Below are 14,462 nucleotides of genomic sequence, written 5' to 3' on the forward strand. Positions count from 1 at the left end.
AGCAGGGGCGGCCGTCACAACTCCCGGTGAGCGGGGGCGGCCGTCACAACTCCCGGCGAGCAGGAGCAGCCGTCACAACTCCCGATCAACAGAAGCGGCCATCACAACTCCCGGCGAGCAGGAGCAGCCGTCACACTCCCGATCAACAAAAGCGGCCGTCACGACTCCCGGCAGGCCCGGCGGCAGCCGTCAGTGCTCCCAGTGCCGCCGCTCCCGGTCCTCCCAGCGGTGGCGGGCGCCCCGGTCCCGCTCCGTCAGCTCGCGGCGCTCACGCCTGCGGTCCAGCCGTTCCTGCCGGCGCTCCTCCTTGAGGCGCTGCCGCTCGGCGCGCGTGACCTTGCGTTCCACGCCGACGCCGCCCCAGAAGGCGAACCCGGTCACGACCACGCGCGGGGCGCCGGGGTCGCCCGGCACGCCCGCCTCGCGCTGGTCGAAGCCGCCCATGATCCCCAGGCCCTTGACGACGACCTCGACGCCCGGCGGCACGATGATCTGCATCCCACCCATGATCGCCACGCAGTTGATCTCCACCTCGTGCTCGGCGAAGTTCGCCTCGCGCAGGTCGAGCTCCCCGCCGCCCCAGAAGGCGAAGCAGGTGAAGCGCTTCGGCACCGTCCAGCGGCCCTTGCGCTGGAAGCCGGACATGATGGCCACGGCCCCGGCCGAAGAGCCCTCGCCGCCGACGATCCGGCTCGCCCAACTCCCGCTCTCGGCAGGCTCCTTGTTCAAGGACACGACCGGCGGCGCCACCGCGCCCGCGCCGGGCAGGTCGCGGGTGAGCGGCGTCAGCTCTCCGTAGGTGCGTGCCTTGTACGTCGCTTCGAGCCGTTCCTCGAACTCCTCCATGTCGAGCCGCCCTTCCGTGAGGGCGTCCCGCAGGACCTCGGCGACTCGCTCACGGTCGGCGTCGGAGGCACGCAGCTCCGGGGCATCGTCGGTCATACAGAGCAGCCTACGAGTTCCCCCGGCCCAGGGCTACGAGACCGCTTTCTCCGCTTCCCCCGCTTCCGCGCCCGCGTCCGCGTCAGCGTACATCCGCGCGATCACCGCCTCGATGTCCGGCTCCCGCACCGACAGATCCACCAGCGGATACTCCGCCGCGATCCGCGCCACCAGCGGCGCCGCCGACGCGGACGCCGGGAAGGCCAGCCACTGGCGCGGTCCCTCCACCCGTACGACCCGCGCCCCGGGCACCTCGACCGGAGGCAGCTCCCGTTCCAGGTCCACCACCAGGGTCCGCTCGCTCTCGCCCGCCTCGTGCAGCCCCGTGAGCGGGCCGTCGTACATCAGGCGCCCGTGATCGATGACCATCACACGCGAGCACAACTGCTCGATGTCCTGGAGGTCGTGCGTGGTCAGCAGGACCGTCGTGCCGCGGTCGGCGTTCAGCTCGCGCAGAAAGCCGCGCACCTTGGCCTTGGAGATCACGTCGAGGCCGATCGTCGGCTCGTCGAGGTAGAGGACCTCCGGGTCGTGCAGCAGCGCCGCCGCGATGTCGCCGCGCATGCGCTGGCCGAGGGAGAGCTGGCGCACCGGGACGTCCAACAGGTCGGTGAGTTCGAGGAGTTCGACGCAGCGGTGGAGGTTCTCGCGGTAACGGGCGTCCGGGATGCGGTACATGCGGTGCGCGAGACGGTAGGAGTCGATCAGCGGCAGGTCCCACCACAGGGTCGTGCGCTGCCCGAACACCACGCCGATGCGGTGGGCCAGCCGCGTGCGGTCGCGGGACGGGTCGATGCCGGCCACCCGCAGCCGGCCGCCGCTCGGGGTGAGGATGCCGGTCAGCATCTTGATCGTGGTCGACTTCCCGGCGCCGTTCGGGCCGATGTAGCCGACCATCTCGCCGCGCGCCACGGTGAAGGAGATCGAGTCGACGGCGCGCACCTGCCGCCGCTCCCGCTTCAGGAAGCCGGTCTTCCTGCGCACGTCGAAGACCTTCTCGACGCCGTCGAGTTCGATGAAAGCGCCGTCCACTGCCATACGTCCCTCAGCTCCCCGTACTCCGATACGACCGAAGACCCGCCCGCCACGCCAGCCCGGCCAGGGCACAGCACGCCACCGCCACCAGCGGCGGGGTGAACGCCGTCCACTCCGGCAGGCCGAGCGGATACGGCCGCCCCAGCACGAAGCTCGCGGGCAGCCAGTTGACGAAGGCCAACGGCAGCACGAACGTCACCCCGCGCACCAGTTCCTTCGCGAACACGGTGGGCGGGTACTGCAGCAGCGTCGTACCGCCGTACGTGAACGCGTTCTGCACCTCCGAGGCGTCCTGCGCCACGAACTGGAACGCCGCCCCCGCCACGAACACCGCACAGAAGATCCCCGCCCCGCTGACCAGCATCACCGGCATCAGCAGCAGCTTCGCCGGCGTCCAGGCGATATGGACCGTCGCCAGCGCGTAGCCGAGGACCAGCGCGCCCTGCGTGAGCCGGCCGAGGCGGCGCAGCGCGAACCGGTCGGCCGCCAGCTGCGCCAGCACCGGCGCCGGACGCACCAGCAGGGTGTCCAGCGTGCCGTCGCGCACCCGGCGCCCCAGCCGGTCCATCGAGCCGATCCCCAGGTCGGCGATGCCGAACGAGACGCCGGAGAGGCCGTACAGGAAGGCGACTTCGGACAGCGAGTACCCGCCCAGCGCGTCGACCTGGGAGAACATCAGGGCGATCGTCACGAAGTCGAGGAACGTCATCGCGAAGTTGCCCACCGCCGTCATGACGAACGAGGCACGGTAGGCCATCGTGGAGCGGATCCACATCCCGGCGATCAACCGGTACGCGCGCAGCCCCTGCACGAGCCTGCTGTCCTCAGCCACCCTGCACCACCACCCTGCGCGTGGCCACCGACTGCAGCAGCCGCCCCGCCGCGAACAGCACCACCGCCCACGCCCCCTGGAAGGCGTACGTGGCGAGCGGGTCCGCGTGCCCCAGCAGCACGTCCGCCGGTGCCTGGAGCAGCGACGACCACGGCAGGAGCCGTACCACCTCGCCGAGCGCGCCCGGGAAGACGTTCAGGGGCAGCAGCATCCCCGAGCAGAACAGCCCGACGAGCCACGCCATCTGCGCCGTGCCCGCGCCGTCGAGCAGCCAGAACGCGCTCAGCGCCACCAGGAAGCGGATCCCGAAACCGACCAGCATCGCCAGCACGATCGCAGCGAAGAACGCTGCCCACCGCGCGGCGGACGCGGGCAGCGCCATCGGGAAGAACAGCGCCCCGAACAGGAAGGGCACCACGCCCCGGCCGATCAGCTGGAAGAAGGCCCGGCCCAAGTCCGAGGCCAGCCACCATAGTTGGAGATCGGCAGGACGGTACAGGTCGATCGCGACGTCGCCGGTGCGGATGCGCTCCATCAGTTCCTCCTCGACTCCGCCGCCGCCGATCGCGAGCGTGGACAGGAAGGCCTGACCGAGCCACACGTAGGTGACCGCCTGCGCCTGGTCGTAGCCGCCCAGGTGCGGCTTCTGGTCCCACAGGGCCAGGTAGGTGTACACGAGGATCAGCCCGAAGACCGTGTTGGTGAACACCCCGGCCGCCGTCGCCGCCCGATACGTCGTATATCGCCTGAAACTCCCCGCCGCGACGGCCGCGTACAACCGTGCAGCGCCCACATCCATCGACCTCCCGACCGCCCGGCACACAAGCGCAGGAGCCTAATGGGCCCACGGCGCGGCGGGCCACGCATTTTCCGCGCGGAAGCGTGCCGAAAACCGGGAACGGAACGCTTGGTGCGAGAGTCTTCAACAGAGGGCGCAGAAGGCGTTACGAGGCGTACACGACCGTACGCGACGAAAACAGGAGTCCGTGCACGACATGAGCGACGAGCCGCAGCCGCAACAGCCGACACCGCCGAAGAGGCCGAAGCGTACGGGCTGGCGGCGGCTGATCCCGACCTGGCGCATGGTGCTCGGCGGCTTCTTCACCGCCGTACTCCTCGTGATCGGCCTGTTCCTCCTCGGCTACTCCCTGGTGCAGATCCCGTCGGCCAACGCCCTCGCCGTCAAACAGAGCAACGTCTTCCTCTACGCCGACGGCACTCAACTGGCCCGCGACGGCGAGGTCAACCGGGAGAACGTCACCCTCGCCCAGATCTCCAAGGACGCCCAGCACGCCGTACTGGCCGCCGAGGACCGGGACTTCTACACCGAGTCCGCCATCGACCCCCAGGCCATGCTGCGCGCCGGCTGGAACACGGCCACCGGCAAGGGCAAGCAGTCCGGCTCCACCATCACCCAGCAGTACGTGAAGAACTACTACCTGGCACAGGAACAGACCGTCACCCGCAAGGTGAAGGAGTTCTTCATCGCCATCAAGCTGGACCGCAACGCGTCCAAGGACGAGATCCTCGAGGGCTATCTCAACACCAGCTACTTCGGCCGCAACGCCTACGGCATCCAGGCCGCCGCCCAGGCCTACTACGGCAAGGACGCGCGCGACCTCGACCCGGCCCGCGCCGCCTACCTCGCCGCGCTCGTCAACGCGCCCAGCGAGTACGACGTCGTCGCCCACCCGGAGAACAAGGCCAGGGCCGTGGCCCGCTGGAACTACGTCCTGAGCGGCATGGTCGAACAGGGCTGGCTCAGCCCGACCGAACGGGCCGGCCTGAAGTTCCCGATGCCGAAGGAACAGACCCTCTCCACCGGCCTGTCCGGACAGCGCGGTTACATCGTCGAGGCGGTCAAGCACTACCTCATCACCCACGACATCGTCGACGCGGACGAACTGGCCGCCGGCGGCTACCGCATCACCACCACCCTCGAGAAGGACAAGCAGAACGCCTTCGTCAAGGCGGTCGTCGACCAGCTGATGTCCAAGCTCGACAAGAAGGAGCGCGAGGCCGACACGTACGTCCGCGCGGGCGGCGCCTCCGTCGACCCCAAGACCGGCAAGATCGTCGCCATGTACGGCGGCGTCGACTACGTGAAGCAGTACACGAACGGCGCGACACGCGGGGACTTCCAGGTCGGCTCCACCTTCAAGCCCTTCGTGTTCACGTCGGCGGTGGAGAACGGCTCGACCACCCAGCGCGGGCAGGCCATCACCCCCAACACCTACTACGACGGCACCAGCAAGCGCCCCGTGCAGGGCTGGAACGGCGGGCTGTACGCCCCCGAGAACGAGGACTCCAAGTCGTACGGCGAGATCACCGTGCGCCACGCCACCGACCTGTCGGTGAACGCGGTGTACGCGCAGATGGCCGTCGACGTCGGCCCCGCCAAGGTGAAGCAGACCGCCGTCGACCTCGGCATCCCGGCCGACACCAAGGACCTCTCGCCCACCCCGTCCATCGCGCTCGGCACCGCCACCGCCAGCGTCCTGGACATGGCCGAGGCGTACGCGACACTCGCCAACCACGGCCGCCACAGCACGTACACGATGGTCCAGAAGGTCACCAAGGACGGCACCGAGGACGTCGAACTGCCCGAGCAGGAGACCCGGCAGGCCGTCAGCCGCGAGGCCGCCGACACCACGACGTCCATGCTGCGCGGCGTCGTCGACAGCGGTACCGCGACCGCCGCCCTGGCCGCCGGCAGGCCCGCCGCAGGCAAGACCGGTACGGCCGAGAATGACACGGCGGCCTGGTTCGCGGGCTACACCCCCGACCTCGCCACGGTCGTCGCCGTGATGGGCCAGGACCCGGTGACGGCCAAGCACGTACCGCTGTACGGCGCGCTGGGCCTGGCCCGCATCAACGGCGGCGGACCGCCCACCCAGATCTGGGCCCAGTACACCAAGGACGCGCTGCAGGGCGAGCCGGTCACCGACTTCCAGCTCCAACTCCAGCCCGGCGCGGACCAATTCGAACCCCCGACCGCCGATCCCTCGGACGAACCCGGCTACGGCGGCCAGGACGACGGCGGCACGGGCTTCTACGGCGGCGAGGACAACGAGGGCCAGTCCCAGGGCCAGACCGGCGGCTCGGACGACGGCGGCACGACGGACGGCGGAGGCACGACGGACGGCGGCGCGACGGACGGGGGCTCGACCGACGGCGAACCCGTCGACGGAGGCACGACGACCGACGGCGGGACCACGGACGGCGGGACCACGGGCGGTGCCACCGACGGCGGCACGACGGACGGCGGCACGACCACGGGCGCAACGGGCGGAACGGGCGGCACCACCGACGGCAGCACGGCAGGCACGACGGTCGGCCCGGGCGGCCCGCAGCCGACCCGTTCACCCCTCAGACCGTGACCGCTCAGTGACCGGAGGTCGCCTTCAGTCCCACGACGGCGACCAGCAGCAGGCCCACGAAGAACACCCGCGCGGCGGTGACCGGCTCCCCCAGCACCACCATCCCGAGCACCGCCGCCCCGGCCGCACCGATGCCCACCCACACGCCGTAGGCGGTACCGATGGGCAGGGAGCGGGCGGCGTACGACAGCAGCAGCATGCTGGCGACGATGCCGGAACCGGTGAGCAGACTGGGGACGGGCCGGGTGAAGCCGTCGGTGTACTTCATCCCGATCGACCAGCCGACCTCGAGCAGACCGGCGACGACGAGCAGAACCCAGGCCATGGGGGCACCTCCGAGACGGACGACAGCAGTCGGACGGTGCGTCGTCTTTGCCTGCGTCCCGGTACGGCGCGTCTCGTCGGGCCCTTCCAAAGCTAGCAAAGGAGCGGCAAAAAAGGGCCGGTGACGAAAGTCACCGGCCCTCAAAACCGTCGGTCGATCCGCGACGACGGCGGCTACATCTACAGGTACAACCCGGTGGAGTCCTCCGACCCCTCGAACCGGTCCGCGGCCACGGCGTGCAGATCGCGTTCGCGCATCAGCACGTACGGGACGCCCCGCACCTCGACCTCGGCGCGGTCCTCCGGGTCGTACAGGACGCGGTCGCCCGGCTCCACGGTGCGTACGTTCTGCCCCACGGCCACGACCTCCGCCCAGGCCAGCCGACGGCCCACGGCCGCCGTCGCGGGGATCAGGATCCCGCCGCCCGAACGCCGCTCGCCCTCGCTGGTGTCCTGCCGCACGAGAACCCGGTCGTGCAGCATCCGGATGGGGAGCTTGTCGTGATGAGGGGTGCTGTTTCTGTTGGCGCTCACGCCTTTGAACCTACCTGCCTTTGACGCGACCGTGCGGTGCCGGGTGGGCCCTTGCTCAGCGCCGGCGGCGCCGGGTACCCAGGACGAGCAGGCCCACGACGCCGACGGCGACGAGGGCGACGGGCACGACACGCTCGAGACGCGGCGCGCCCTCCTCGTCCACGAACTGGGCCCTGACGTCGCTCACCACCCGGTTGACCTGGACGTACGCCCGGCCGAGGGTGTGGTCGACGTTGGCGACGACCTTGGCCTTGGCGTCCCCGACGATGGTCTTCGGATGGACCCGAACCCCTATTTCGTCGAGTGTCTCGGCCAGCACTTCACGGCGGCGCCTGATGTCCGCCTCGATCTGCGCCGGGTCTCTGGTGTCCGACGTGTCCGCCACCGTTCGGCCTCCGAAGTCTGCTGATGCTGTTCCGGACAGTCTGTCAGTTCTCGGGGCGGTCGCACTGTCAGGACCCCCCGTTACGCTAGACCGATGAGCGAGCGACTCCAGCCCGGTGACGTGGCCCCCGCATTCACCCTCCCCGACGCCGACGGCAACGAGGTGTCCTTGGCGGACCACAAGGGCCGCAAGGTCATCGTCTACTTCTACCCGGCGGCCCTGACTCCCGGCTGCACGAAGCAGGCCTGTGACTTCACGGACAACCTGGACCTCCTGACCGGCGCGGGCTACGACGTGATCGGCATCTCCCCCGACCGGCCCGAGAAGCTGGCGAAGTTCCGCGAGAAGGAGTCCCTGAAGGTCACGCTGCTGGCCGACCCGGACAAGACGGTGACCGAGACGTACGGCGCGTACGGCGAGAAGAAGAACTACGGCAAGACGTACATGGGCGTCATCCGCTCCACGGTGATCGTGGACGAGGAGGGCAAGGTCGAACGGGCCCTGTACAACGTCCGCGCGACGGGCCACGTGGCCAAGATCATCAAGGATCTGGGGATCTGAGAGTCCGAGGACGCGTTCCGGCTCACAGGGCGGCCCGCACCGGGACACACCGGTACGGGCCGCTTCGCAGTCCGGGCATCCTTCGTTTCCTGTGCCCCAACTGCGACGCGATCACCAGCACGTGATGCAGAGGCGGAAACCGACGCCGCACGCATTCCCGGTAGCATGGGCGGACACGCGGCCGTTGCTGAATGGTATAAGCAGAGGTTTTAGGTGCCTCGGGGCATTTGCCCATGTGGGTTCGACTCCCATCGGCCGCACACCCAGAGGGGTCGCCCACGGGCGACCCCTCTCCCATGCTCAGCCCAACAACTCCCGCACCACCGGCACCAACGCCCTGAACGCCTTGCCGCGGTGGCTGATCGCGTTCTTCTCCTCGGGGGTCAGTTCGGCGCACGTTCGCGCCTCGCCCTCCGGCTGGAGGATCGGGTCGTAGCCGAAGCCGTTCGTGCCTGAGGGGGCGTGGCGGAGGAGGCCCCGGAGTTGGCCTTCCACGACCCGCTCGCGGCCGTCCGGGAGGGCGAGCGCAGCTGCGCAGGCGAAGTGGGCCGACCTGTGGGGGTCGGTGATGTCCGAGAGTTGGGCCAGGAGCAGGTACAGGTTCGCCTTGTCGTCGCCGTGGTGGCCGGACCAGCGGGCCGAGAAGATGCCGGGGGCGCCGCCGAGGACGTCGACGCAGAGGCCGGAGTCGTCGGCGACCGCCGGGAGTCCTGTCGCGCGGGCCAGGGCGTGGGCCTTGAGCAGTGCGTTCTCGGCGAAGGTGACGCCTGTTTCCTTGACGTCGGGGATGTCGGGGTAGGCGTCGGCGCCGACGAGTTCGTGGGGCAGACCGGCGTCGGCGAGGATCGAGCGGAGTTCGGTGATCTTTCCGGCGTTGCGGGTGGCGAGGATCAGGCGGGTCATGCGGTCAGTATCTCCCGTAGGACTCCGGCGCCTTACGGCGTGCAGACCTTTGTCAGTTCGCCCGCCGCGTCCGTGACCGGTGTGATGTCGGGGGTCTCGTCGCCGTTCTTGATCGCCGTGCGGACGTTGTCCACAGCCTTGCCGAGATCGTCGACCGCCTTGTTGACGTCGGCGTTGTCCGTCCTGTCGCCTATCTTGTCCAGGTTCTTCTCGATGGCGGCCAGCGATTCGTCGGTCTGGGTCGAGTCGTTCGTCGCGTTCTCCACCGCCTGCTGGAGGTCGGTGACGCTGTCGGCGATGGAGTCGGCGGTCTGGACGCAGTCCAGGGCCTTGTCGACGGCGGAACAGCCGGTGGCGAGCCCGGCGGTGAGCAGGGCGACCGCGGTGGCGGCAACGGCGGTGATACGGGCTCGACGTCGGCGTCGGCTCGCGGCCATGGGTGGGTTCCTCCCCCTGGGACGGCCTGGGCTACGACAGGCACGGACTGGAACGGCCGGCCGGGCGCGCGGTGGTGGTCCGCGCGCCCGTATCCCTAGGGACGCCGGGGAGGTGGGCGGGGTTGCCCCGCCGGACGGCTGGTTTTGGGCTGCGCTTTACTTTTCGAGGGCGGCGGTCAGGGCCGCGCGCTGGAGGGTGGCGAGTTCGGTGCAGCCGGCGACCGCGAGGTCGAGGAGGTCGTTGAGCTCCTCGCGGGCGAAGGGTTCGGCCTCGGCGGTGCCCTGGACCTCGACGAAGCGGCCGTCGCCGGTACAGACGACGTTCATGTCGGTCTCGGCCTTGACGTCCTCGTCGTAGCAGAGGTCGAGGAGGGGGACGCCGCCGACGATGCCGACGGAGACCGCGGAGACGGTGCCGGTGAGGGGCTGGCGGCCGGCCCGGATGAGTTTCCTGCGGTGGGCCCAGGTGACGGCGTCGGCGAGGGCGACGTAGGCGCCGGTGATGGCCGCGGTGCGGGTGCCGCCGTCGGCCTGGAGGACGTCGCAGTCGAGGACGATGGTGTTCTCGCCGAGGGCCTTGTAGTCGATGACGGCGCGCAGGGAGCGGCCGATGAGGCGGGAGATCTCGTGGGTACGGCCGCCGATCCTGCCCTTGACGGACTCGCGGTCGCCGCGGGTGTTGGTGGCGCGGGGCAGCATGGCGTACTCCGCGGTGACCCAGCCCTCGCCGCTGCCCTTGCGCCAGCGGGGGACGCCTTCGGTGACGGATGCGGTGCAGAAGACCTTGGTGTCACCGAAGGAGACGAGGACGGAGCCCTCGGCGTGCTTGCTCCAGCCGCGTTCGATGGTGACGGGGCGGAGCTGTTGGGGGGTGCGGCCGTCGATTCGAGACATGGCGTCGAGCCTAGCCGTACGTGCGCGAGGGGCTCCTCCCGCGTCGGGAAGAGCCCCTTGAGGGTGATGCGTGTGCGTCACATCATGTCTTCGATCTCCCCGGCGATGGGGTCGGCGTCCGTGCCGATGACGACCTGGATGGCGGTGCCCATCTTGACGACGCCGTGGGCGCCGGCGGCCTTCAGGGCGGCTTCGTCGACCAGCGAGGGGTCGGCGACCTCGGTGCGCAGGCGGGTGATGCAGCCTTCGATCTCCTCGATGTTGTCGATGCCGCCGAGCCCGGCGACGATCTTCTCAGCCTTGCTGGCCATGTTCCTTCTCCCTGATCCGAACCGCTTTGTCGCAGTAACCCACAGTTGGCCCAGCTTCGCGAGCGGTCATGTCACCGGTACCGAATGATGGCGTTCACGACGGCGGAGCCGTGCGCCAACTGGTCTACACCAGTGGTGCGACGGTCACCAAACCCGCTTCCGTGGGGAGCGGTGGGGAGGAGGCCCATGAGCGCCGAGAGCACGGCGTCTCCCGCGCGGGTCCGCCTGCAGAGGGTGTTCCAGGGGCTGCAGAAGATGGGGCGGAGCCTGCAGCTGCCGATCGCGGTGCTGCCGGCGGCGGGTCTGCTGATCGGGCTCGGTCAGCCGGGGGTGGTGGGGGCCGACGGACTCGGCTGGACGACGGTGTCGAAGGTGATGCTGGGCGCGGGGGGCGCGCTCCTGGACGGCTCGCTCGGTCTGCCGCTGCTGTTCTGTGTGGGTGTCGCGATCGGCATGGCGAAGAAGTCGGACGGGTCGACGGCGCTGGCGGCGGTGGCGGGGTTCCTCGTGTACTACGGGGTGCTGCACCAGTTCCCGGCGGACTGTCCCGGCGGCTCGAAGGCGGTCGCGCAGGTCGGCTGCCAGGTCGTCGCAAACGGTTCGGTGATGCCGTTCACCTTTCAGAACCCGGGTGTCTTCGGCGGCATCGTGATGGGGCTGCTGGCGGCGTTCTTCTGGGCGCGTTTCCACCGTACGAAGCTGGTGGACTGGCTGGGTTTCTTCAACGGGCGGCGGCTCGTGCCGATCATCATGGCGTTCGTCGCGATTCTGTTCGCGGCGCTGTGTCTGTGGATCTGGCCGCCGATCGGGAGCGGGCTGGAGAGCTTCAGCGGGTGGTTGCGGGAGGCGGGGGCATGGGGTGCGGGGGTCTTCGGGGTCGCGAACCGTGCGCTGCTCGTCGTGGGACTGCACCAGTTCCTGAACGTGCCGATCTGGTTCCAGTTCGGGAGCTACACGAAGCCGGACGGGCAGGTGGTGCACGGTGACATCAACATGTTCCTGGCGGGTGATCCGCACGCGGGCCAGTTCACGTCGGGTTTCTATCCGATCATGATGTTCGCGCTGCCGGCGGCGGCGCTGGCGATCACGCACTGTGCGAAGCCGCATCGCCGCAAGGAGGTGGGCGGGCTGATGCTGTCGGTGGCGCTGACGTCGTTCGTCACGGGCATCACGGAGCCGATCGAGTACTCGTTCCTCTTCATCGCCCCCCTTCTCTACGCGGTGCACACGCTGCTGACGGGTGTCTCGATGGCGGTGACGTGGACGCTCGGGGTGCACGACGGGTTCAGCTTCTCGGCGGGCCTGATCGACTACGTCATCAACTGGAATCTGGCGACGAAACCCTGGGCGATCATCCCGATCGGCCTGTGCTTCGCCGTCGTCTATTACGCGGTGTTCCGCTTCGCGATCACGAGGTTCGACCTGAAGACTCCGGGGCGGGAGCCGGAGGAGCAGGTGGAGGACGTGACGAAGGTCTGACGGCGGACCTGCGGGGGCCTGAACGGAGCACAGCGCGTAGCGCTCCGGTTGCCGATTTGGCGGGTTCCTTAGGGGGCCTTCATCTGCTACAACAGGTCTACACCACTGAGTGGTGTAGACCACCACCCGATGGAGGACGTATGAGCACCGCCACCGCCACGCCTGCGGCGGCTCCCGCGAAGAAGCGGGGATCCGGCCTGTTCCAGGGCCTGCAGAAGGTCGGCCGCAGCCTTCAGCTGCCCATCGCCGTACTGCCGGCGGCGGGCATCATGGTCCGGCTGGGCCAGGACGACATCTTCGGCAAGGACGGACTCGGCTGGGACAAGGTCGCCGCCGTGTTCAACAACGCGGGCAGCGCGCTGACCGGCACCCTGCCGCTCCTGTTCTGCATCGGCGTGGCCATCGGGTTCGCCAAGAAGTCGGACGGTTCGACCGCCCTCGCCGCGGTGGTGGGCTTCCTCGTCTACAGCAAGGTCCTGCAGGCCTTCCCGGTCACCGAAGCGGTGATCCAGAAGGGCCAGGACGTCCCGGCCACGTACAACGACCCGGGAGTGCTCGGCGGCATCATCATGGGTCTGCTCGCCGCCGTGCTCTGGCAGCGCTTCCACCGGACCAAGCTGGTCGACTGGCTGGGCTTCTTCAACGGCCGCCGACTCGTGCCGATCATCATGGCCTTCGTCGGCATCGTGATGGGCGTCTTCTTCGGCCTGGTCTGGGAGCCGATCGGCAACGGCATCTCGAACTTCGGCGAGTGGATGACCGGCCTTGGTTCGGGCGGCGCGGCCCTGTTCGGTGCGGTGAACCGCGCCCTGATCCCCGTCGGCATGCACCAGTTCGTCAACACCGTGGCCTGGTTCCAGCTCGGCGACTTCAAGAACGCCTCCGGCGAAGTGGTGCATGGTGACATCACGCGCTTCCTCGCTGGTGACCCCTCTGCCGGTATCTTCCAGTCCGGGTTCTTCCCGATCATGATGTTCGGCCTGCCGGCCGCCGCGCTCGCCATCGCCCACACCGCGCGCCCCGAGCGTCGCAAGGCCGTGCTCGGCATGATGGTCTCCCTCGCGCTGACCTCGTTCGTCACCGGCGTCACCGAGCCGATCGAGTTCTCGTTCATGTTCGTCGCGCCGGTCCTGTACGTGCTGCACGCGGTCCTCACCGCCGTGTCGATGGCAGTGACCTGGGGACTGGGCGTGCACGCCGGCTTCAACTTCTCGGCCGGTTTCATCGACTACGCGCTCAACTGGCACCTGGCGACCAAGCCTTGGTTGATCATCCCGATCGGCCTGGTGTTCGCAGTCATCTACTACGCGACCTTCCGTTTCGCCATCACCAAGTTCGATCTGAAGACCCCGGGCCGTGAGCCCGAGGAGGAGATCGAGGACCTCACCAAGGCGTGAGTCCCGCCACGGCGTGACGAAGGCCCCGGAACCAACTCCCTGGTTCCGGGGCCTTCGTGTGTGCGTACAGGCCTGAACCCCGTACGGACTCAGATCTCGTACGTCGCTCTGGGTGTCGCAAGTTCCACCGGGCCGTCGTAGACCTCGCGGGCGTGGGCGAGATTGATCTGGGGGTCCGTCCACGGGGGGATGTGCGTGAGGACCAGGCGGCGGGCACCCGCGCGGGCCGCCGTCTCGCCGGCCTCGCGGCCGTTGAGGTGGAGGTCCGGGATGTTCTCCTTGCCGTACGTGAACGCGGCCTCGCACAGGAACAGGTCGGTGTCCCTGGCCAGCTCGTCGAGCGCCTCGGTGACACCGGTGTCCCCGGAGTAGGTCAGCGACTTCCCGGCGTGCTCGACGCGGATGCCGTACGCCTCCACGGGGTGGCGCACCCTCTCGGTGTGCACGGTGAACGGGCCGATCTCGAACGTGGACGGCTTGACCGTGTGGAAGTCGAAGACCTCGCTCATGGAGGAGGCGGTGGGGGTGTCGGCGTAGGCGGTGGTCAACCGCTGCTCCGTGCCCTCGGGGCCGTAGACGGGCAGCTGGTCGGCGCGGCCGCCGTCGTGCCGGTAGTAGCGCGCCACGAAGTAGGCGAGCATGTCGATGCAGTGGTCGGCGTGCAGATGGCTGAGGAAGATCGCGTCGAGGTCGTAGAGACCGCAGTGGCGCTGCAGCTCGCCCAGGGCGCCGTTGCCCATGTCGAGAAGCAGCCGGAAGCCGTCGGCCTCGACGAGGTAGCTCGAACAGGCCGATTCCGCGGACGGGAACGACCCCGAGCAGCCGACGACGGTGAGCTTCATGAAGCAGAAACCTCCGTTGGCGGGAATCCGGAAGGAAAGAAAGGAGGAAGGAGAGAAGGAGTCGGGCTGGGGCGGAGAGGGGTCGTGCGGTCCGTCGAGCGTAAGGCGCAGAAGAGCCGGTCGCTCCTCTGCCAGGGGCCGTTGTGGGCGAACTCACCTGTGGTGTCACCGGTTCGGCTGGACCCGGGGCGCATCAGTCCAGTGAG

16 protein-coding genes, 1 tRNA gene and 1 riboswitch are annotated in these 14,462 nt (G+C 69.1%); of the genes, 5 read left to right on the forward strand and 12 right to left on the reverse strand.

What is annotated here, in order from left to right; translation table 11 throughout:
• Positions 1-189 precede the first annotated feature (189 nt).
• Genes IEZ19_RS15355 through IEZ19_RS15370 form a run of 4 tightly spaced genes read right to left on the reverse strand, consistent with a single transcriptional unit; the run spans position 190 to position 3,608 of the window.
• Positions 190-942 (reverse strand): DUF1707 SHOCT-like domain-containing protein, encoded by a 753-nt coding sequence (locus tag IEZ19_RS15355; protein ID WP_189311743.1) that lies wholly within the window; start codon positions 940-942, stop codon positions 190-192.
• 33 nt (positions 943-975) lie between these two features.
• On the reverse strand, positions 976-1,980 hold the full coding sequence (locus IEZ19_RS15360) for an ABC transporter ATP-binding protein (protein ID WP_189311744.1): 1,005 nt from the start codon (positions 1,978-1,980) through the stop codon (positions 976-978).
• Positions 1,981-1,987: 7 nt separating this feature from the next.
• Positions 1,988-2,752, reverse strand: coding sequence for an ABC transporter permease (locus IEZ19_RS15365; protein WP_189311869.1), 765 nt, complete (start codon positions 2,750-2,752; stop codon positions 1,988-1,990).
• 49 nt (positions 2,753-2,801) lie between these two features.
• Positions 2,802-3,608: an ABC transporter permease gene (locus IEZ19_RS15370; RefSeq protein ID WP_189311745.1), complete on the reverse strand. Its 807-nt coding sequence runs from the start codon at positions 3,606-3,608 to the stop codon at positions 2,802-2,804.
• Positions 3,609-3,804: 196 nt separating this feature from the next.
• Here IEZ19_RS15370 and IEZ19_RS15375 point away from each other — a divergent pair, with 196 nt between their 5' ends.
• Positions 3,805-6,189 (forward strand): transglycosylase domain-containing protein, encoded by a 2,385-nt coding sequence (locus tag IEZ19_RS15375; protein ID WP_189311746.1) that lies wholly within the window; start codon positions 3,805-3,807, stop codon positions 6,187-6,189.
• A gap of 4 nt (positions 6,190-6,193) precedes the next feature.
• Here IEZ19_RS15375 and IEZ19_RS15380 read toward each other — a convergent pair whose 3' ends face one another.
• From IEZ19_RS15380 to IEZ19_RS15390, 3 genes are all read right to left on the reverse strand, one after another.
• The gene (locus IEZ19_RS15380) at positions 6,194-6,514 is read right to left on the reverse strand and encodes a DMT family transporter (protein ID WP_189311747.1); all 321 of its coding nucleotides are present in this window, start codon (positions 6,512-6,514) and stop codon (positions 6,194-6,196) included.
• A 35-nt stretch (positions 6,515-6,549) separates the two neighbouring features.
• Positions 6,550-6,611: riboswitch (guanidine-III (ykkC-III) riboswitch) on the reverse strand.
• An 82-nt stretch (positions 6,612-6,693) separates the two neighbouring features.
• Positions 6,694-6,996 (reverse strand): GroES family chaperonin, encoded by a 303-nt coding sequence (locus IEZ19_RS15385; RefSeq protein ID WP_373296984.1) that lies wholly within the window; start codon positions 6,994-6,996, stop codon positions 6,694-6,696.
• A gap of 106 nt (positions 6,997-7,102) precedes the next feature.
• The gene (locus IEZ19_RS15390) at positions 7,103-7,432 is read right to left on the reverse strand and encodes a DUF3618 domain-containing protein (protein ID WP_189311749.1); all 330 of its coding nucleotides are present in this window, start codon (positions 7,430-7,432) and stop codon (positions 7,103-7,105) included.
• Positions 7,433-7,525: 93 nt separating this feature from the next.
• On the opposite strand from IEZ19_RS15390, the gene bcp reads away from it, so the two are divergent.
• Both bcp and IEZ19_RS15400 read left to right on the forward strand, forming a co-directional pair.
• The gene (gene bcp / locus IEZ19_RS15395) at positions 7,526-7,993 is read left to right on the forward strand and encodes a thioredoxin-dependent thiol peroxidase (protein WP_189311750.1); all 468 of its coding nucleotides are present in this window, start codon (positions 7,526-7,528) and stop codon (positions 7,991-7,993) included.
• A gap of 177 nt (positions 7,994-8,170) precedes the next feature.
• Positions 8,171-8,253 (forward strand) — tRNA-Leu (locus tag IEZ19_RS15400).
• A gap of 40 nt (positions 8,254-8,293) precedes the next feature.
• Here the strand turns inward: IEZ19_RS15400 and rdgB are convergent.
• From rdgB to IEZ19_RS15420, 4 genes are all read right to left on the reverse strand, one after another.
• Positions 8,294-8,896, reverse strand: coding sequence for an RdgB/HAM1 family non-canonical purine NTP pyrophosphatase (rdgB, locus tag IEZ19_RS15405; protein ID WP_189311751.1), 603 nt, complete (start codon positions 8,894-8,896; stop codon positions 8,294-8,296).
• 32 nt (positions 8,897-8,928) lie between these two features.
• The gene (locus tag IEZ19_RS15410; protein WP_189311752.1) at positions 8,929-9,333 is read right to left on the reverse strand and encodes a hypothetical protein; all 405 of its coding nucleotides are present in this window, start codon (positions 9,331-9,333) and stop codon (positions 8,929-8,931) included.
• Positions 9,334-9,489: 156 nt separating this feature from the next.
• Entirely contained in the window at positions 9,490-10,227 is a 738-nt protein-coding gene (rph, locus tag IEZ19_RS15415) for a ribonuclease PH (RefSeq protein ID WP_189311753.1), read from the reverse strand.
• Between the two features lie 77 nt (positions 10,228-10,304).
• Positions 10,305-10,538, reverse strand: coding sequence for a PTS sugar transporter subunit IIB (locus tag IEZ19_RS15420; RefSeq protein WP_189311754.1), 234 nt, complete (start codon positions 10,536-10,538; stop codon positions 10,305-10,307).
• Positions 10,539-10,724: 186 nt separating this feature from the next.
• Between IEZ19_RS15420 and IEZ19_RS15425 the strand changes: the two genes are divergently transcribed.
• Positions 10,725-12,017, forward strand: coding sequence for a PTS transporter subunit EIIC (locus IEZ19_RS15425; RefSeq protein ID WP_189311755.1), 1,293 nt, complete (start codon positions 10,725-10,727; stop codon positions 12,015-12,017).
• A gap of 140 nt (positions 12,018-12,157) precedes the next feature.
• A complete protein-coding gene (locus IEZ19_RS15430) occupies positions 12,158-13,414 on the forward strand; it encodes a PTS transporter subunit EIIC (protein WP_189311756.1) in 1,257 nt (418 codons plus the stop codon).
• A gap of 89 nt (positions 13,415-13,503) precedes the next feature.
• On the opposite strand, the gene IEZ19_RS15435 is transcribed toward IEZ19_RS15430, so the two are convergent.
• Positions 13,504-14,256, reverse strand: a complete 753-nt coding sequence (locus IEZ19_RS15435) for an MBL fold metallo-hydrolase (protein WP_189311757.1) — start codon at positions 14,254-14,256, stop codon at positions 13,504-13,506.
• Positions 14,257-14,462 lie beyond the last annotated feature (206 nt).

Source organism: Streptomyces brasiliensis, from assembly GCF_014647875.1.
Taxonomy (GTDB): Bacteria; Actinomycetota; Actinomycetes; order Streptomycetales; family Streptomycetaceae; genus Streptomyces; species Streptomyces brasiliensis.

Excerpts from the sequence above, each read along its gene's own strand:
- IEZ19_RS15355 (WP_189311743.1), bottom strand. The coding sequence starts at position 942 with ATGACCGACGATGCCCCGGAGCTGCGTGCCTCCGACGCCGACCGTGAG.
- IEZ19_RS15360 (WP_189311744.1), bottom strand. The coding sequence starts at position 1,980 with ATGGCAGTGGACGGCGCTTTCATCGAACTCGACGGCGTCGAGAAGGTC.
- IEZ19_RS15365 (WP_189311869.1), bottom strand. The coding sequence starts at position 2,752 with ATGTGGATCCGCTCCACGATGGCCTACCGTGCCTCGTTCGTCATGACG.
- IEZ19_RS15370 (WP_189311745.1), bottom strand. The coding sequence starts at position 3,608 with ATGGATGTGGGCGCTGCACGGTTGTACGCGGCCGTCGCGGCGGGGAGT.
- IEZ19_RS15375 (WP_189311746.1), top strand. The coding sequence starts at position 3,805 with ATGAGCGACGAGCCGCAGCCGCAACAGCCGACACCGCCGAAGAGGCCG.
- IEZ19_RS15380 (WP_189311747.1), bottom strand. The coding sequence starts at position 6,514 with ATGGCCTGGGTTCTGCTCGTCGTCGCCGGTCTGCTCGAGGTCGGCTGG.
- IEZ19_RS15385 (WP_373296984.1), bottom strand. The coding sequence starts at position 6,996 with ATGCTGCACGACCGGGTTCTCGTGCGGCAGGACACCAGCGAGGGCGAG.
- bcp (WP_189311750.1), top strand. The coding sequence starts at position 7,526 with ATGAGCGAGCGACTCCAGCCCGGTGACGTGGCCCCCGCATTCACCCTC.
- rdgB (WP_189311751.1), bottom strand. The coding sequence starts at position 8,896 with ATGACCCGCCTGATCCTCGCCACCCGCAACGCCGGAAAGATCACCGAA.
- IEZ19_RS15410 (WP_189311752.1), bottom strand. The coding sequence starts at position 9,333 with ATGGCCGCGAGCCGACGCCGACGTCGAGCCCGTATCACCGCCGTTGCC.
- rph (WP_189311753.1), bottom strand. The coding sequence starts at position 10,227 with ATGTCTCGAATCGACGGCCGCACCCCCCAACAGCTCCGCCCCGTCACC.
- IEZ19_RS15420 (WP_189311754.1), bottom strand. The coding sequence starts at position 10,538 with ATGGCCAGCAAGGCTGAGAAGATCGTCGCCGGGCTCGGCGGCATCGAC.
- IEZ19_RS15425 (WP_189311755.1), top strand. The coding sequence starts at position 10,725 with ATGAGCGCCGAGAGCACGGCGTCTCCCGCGCGGGTCCGCCTGCAGAGG.
- IEZ19_RS15430 (WP_189311756.1), top strand. The coding sequence starts at position 12,158 with ATGAGCACCGCCACCGCCACGCCTGCGGCGGCTCCCGCGAAGAAGCGG.
- IEZ19_RS15435 (WP_189311757.1), bottom strand. The coding sequence starts at position 14,256 with ATGAAGCTCACCGTCGTCGGCTGCTCGGGGTCGTTCCCGTCCGCGGAA.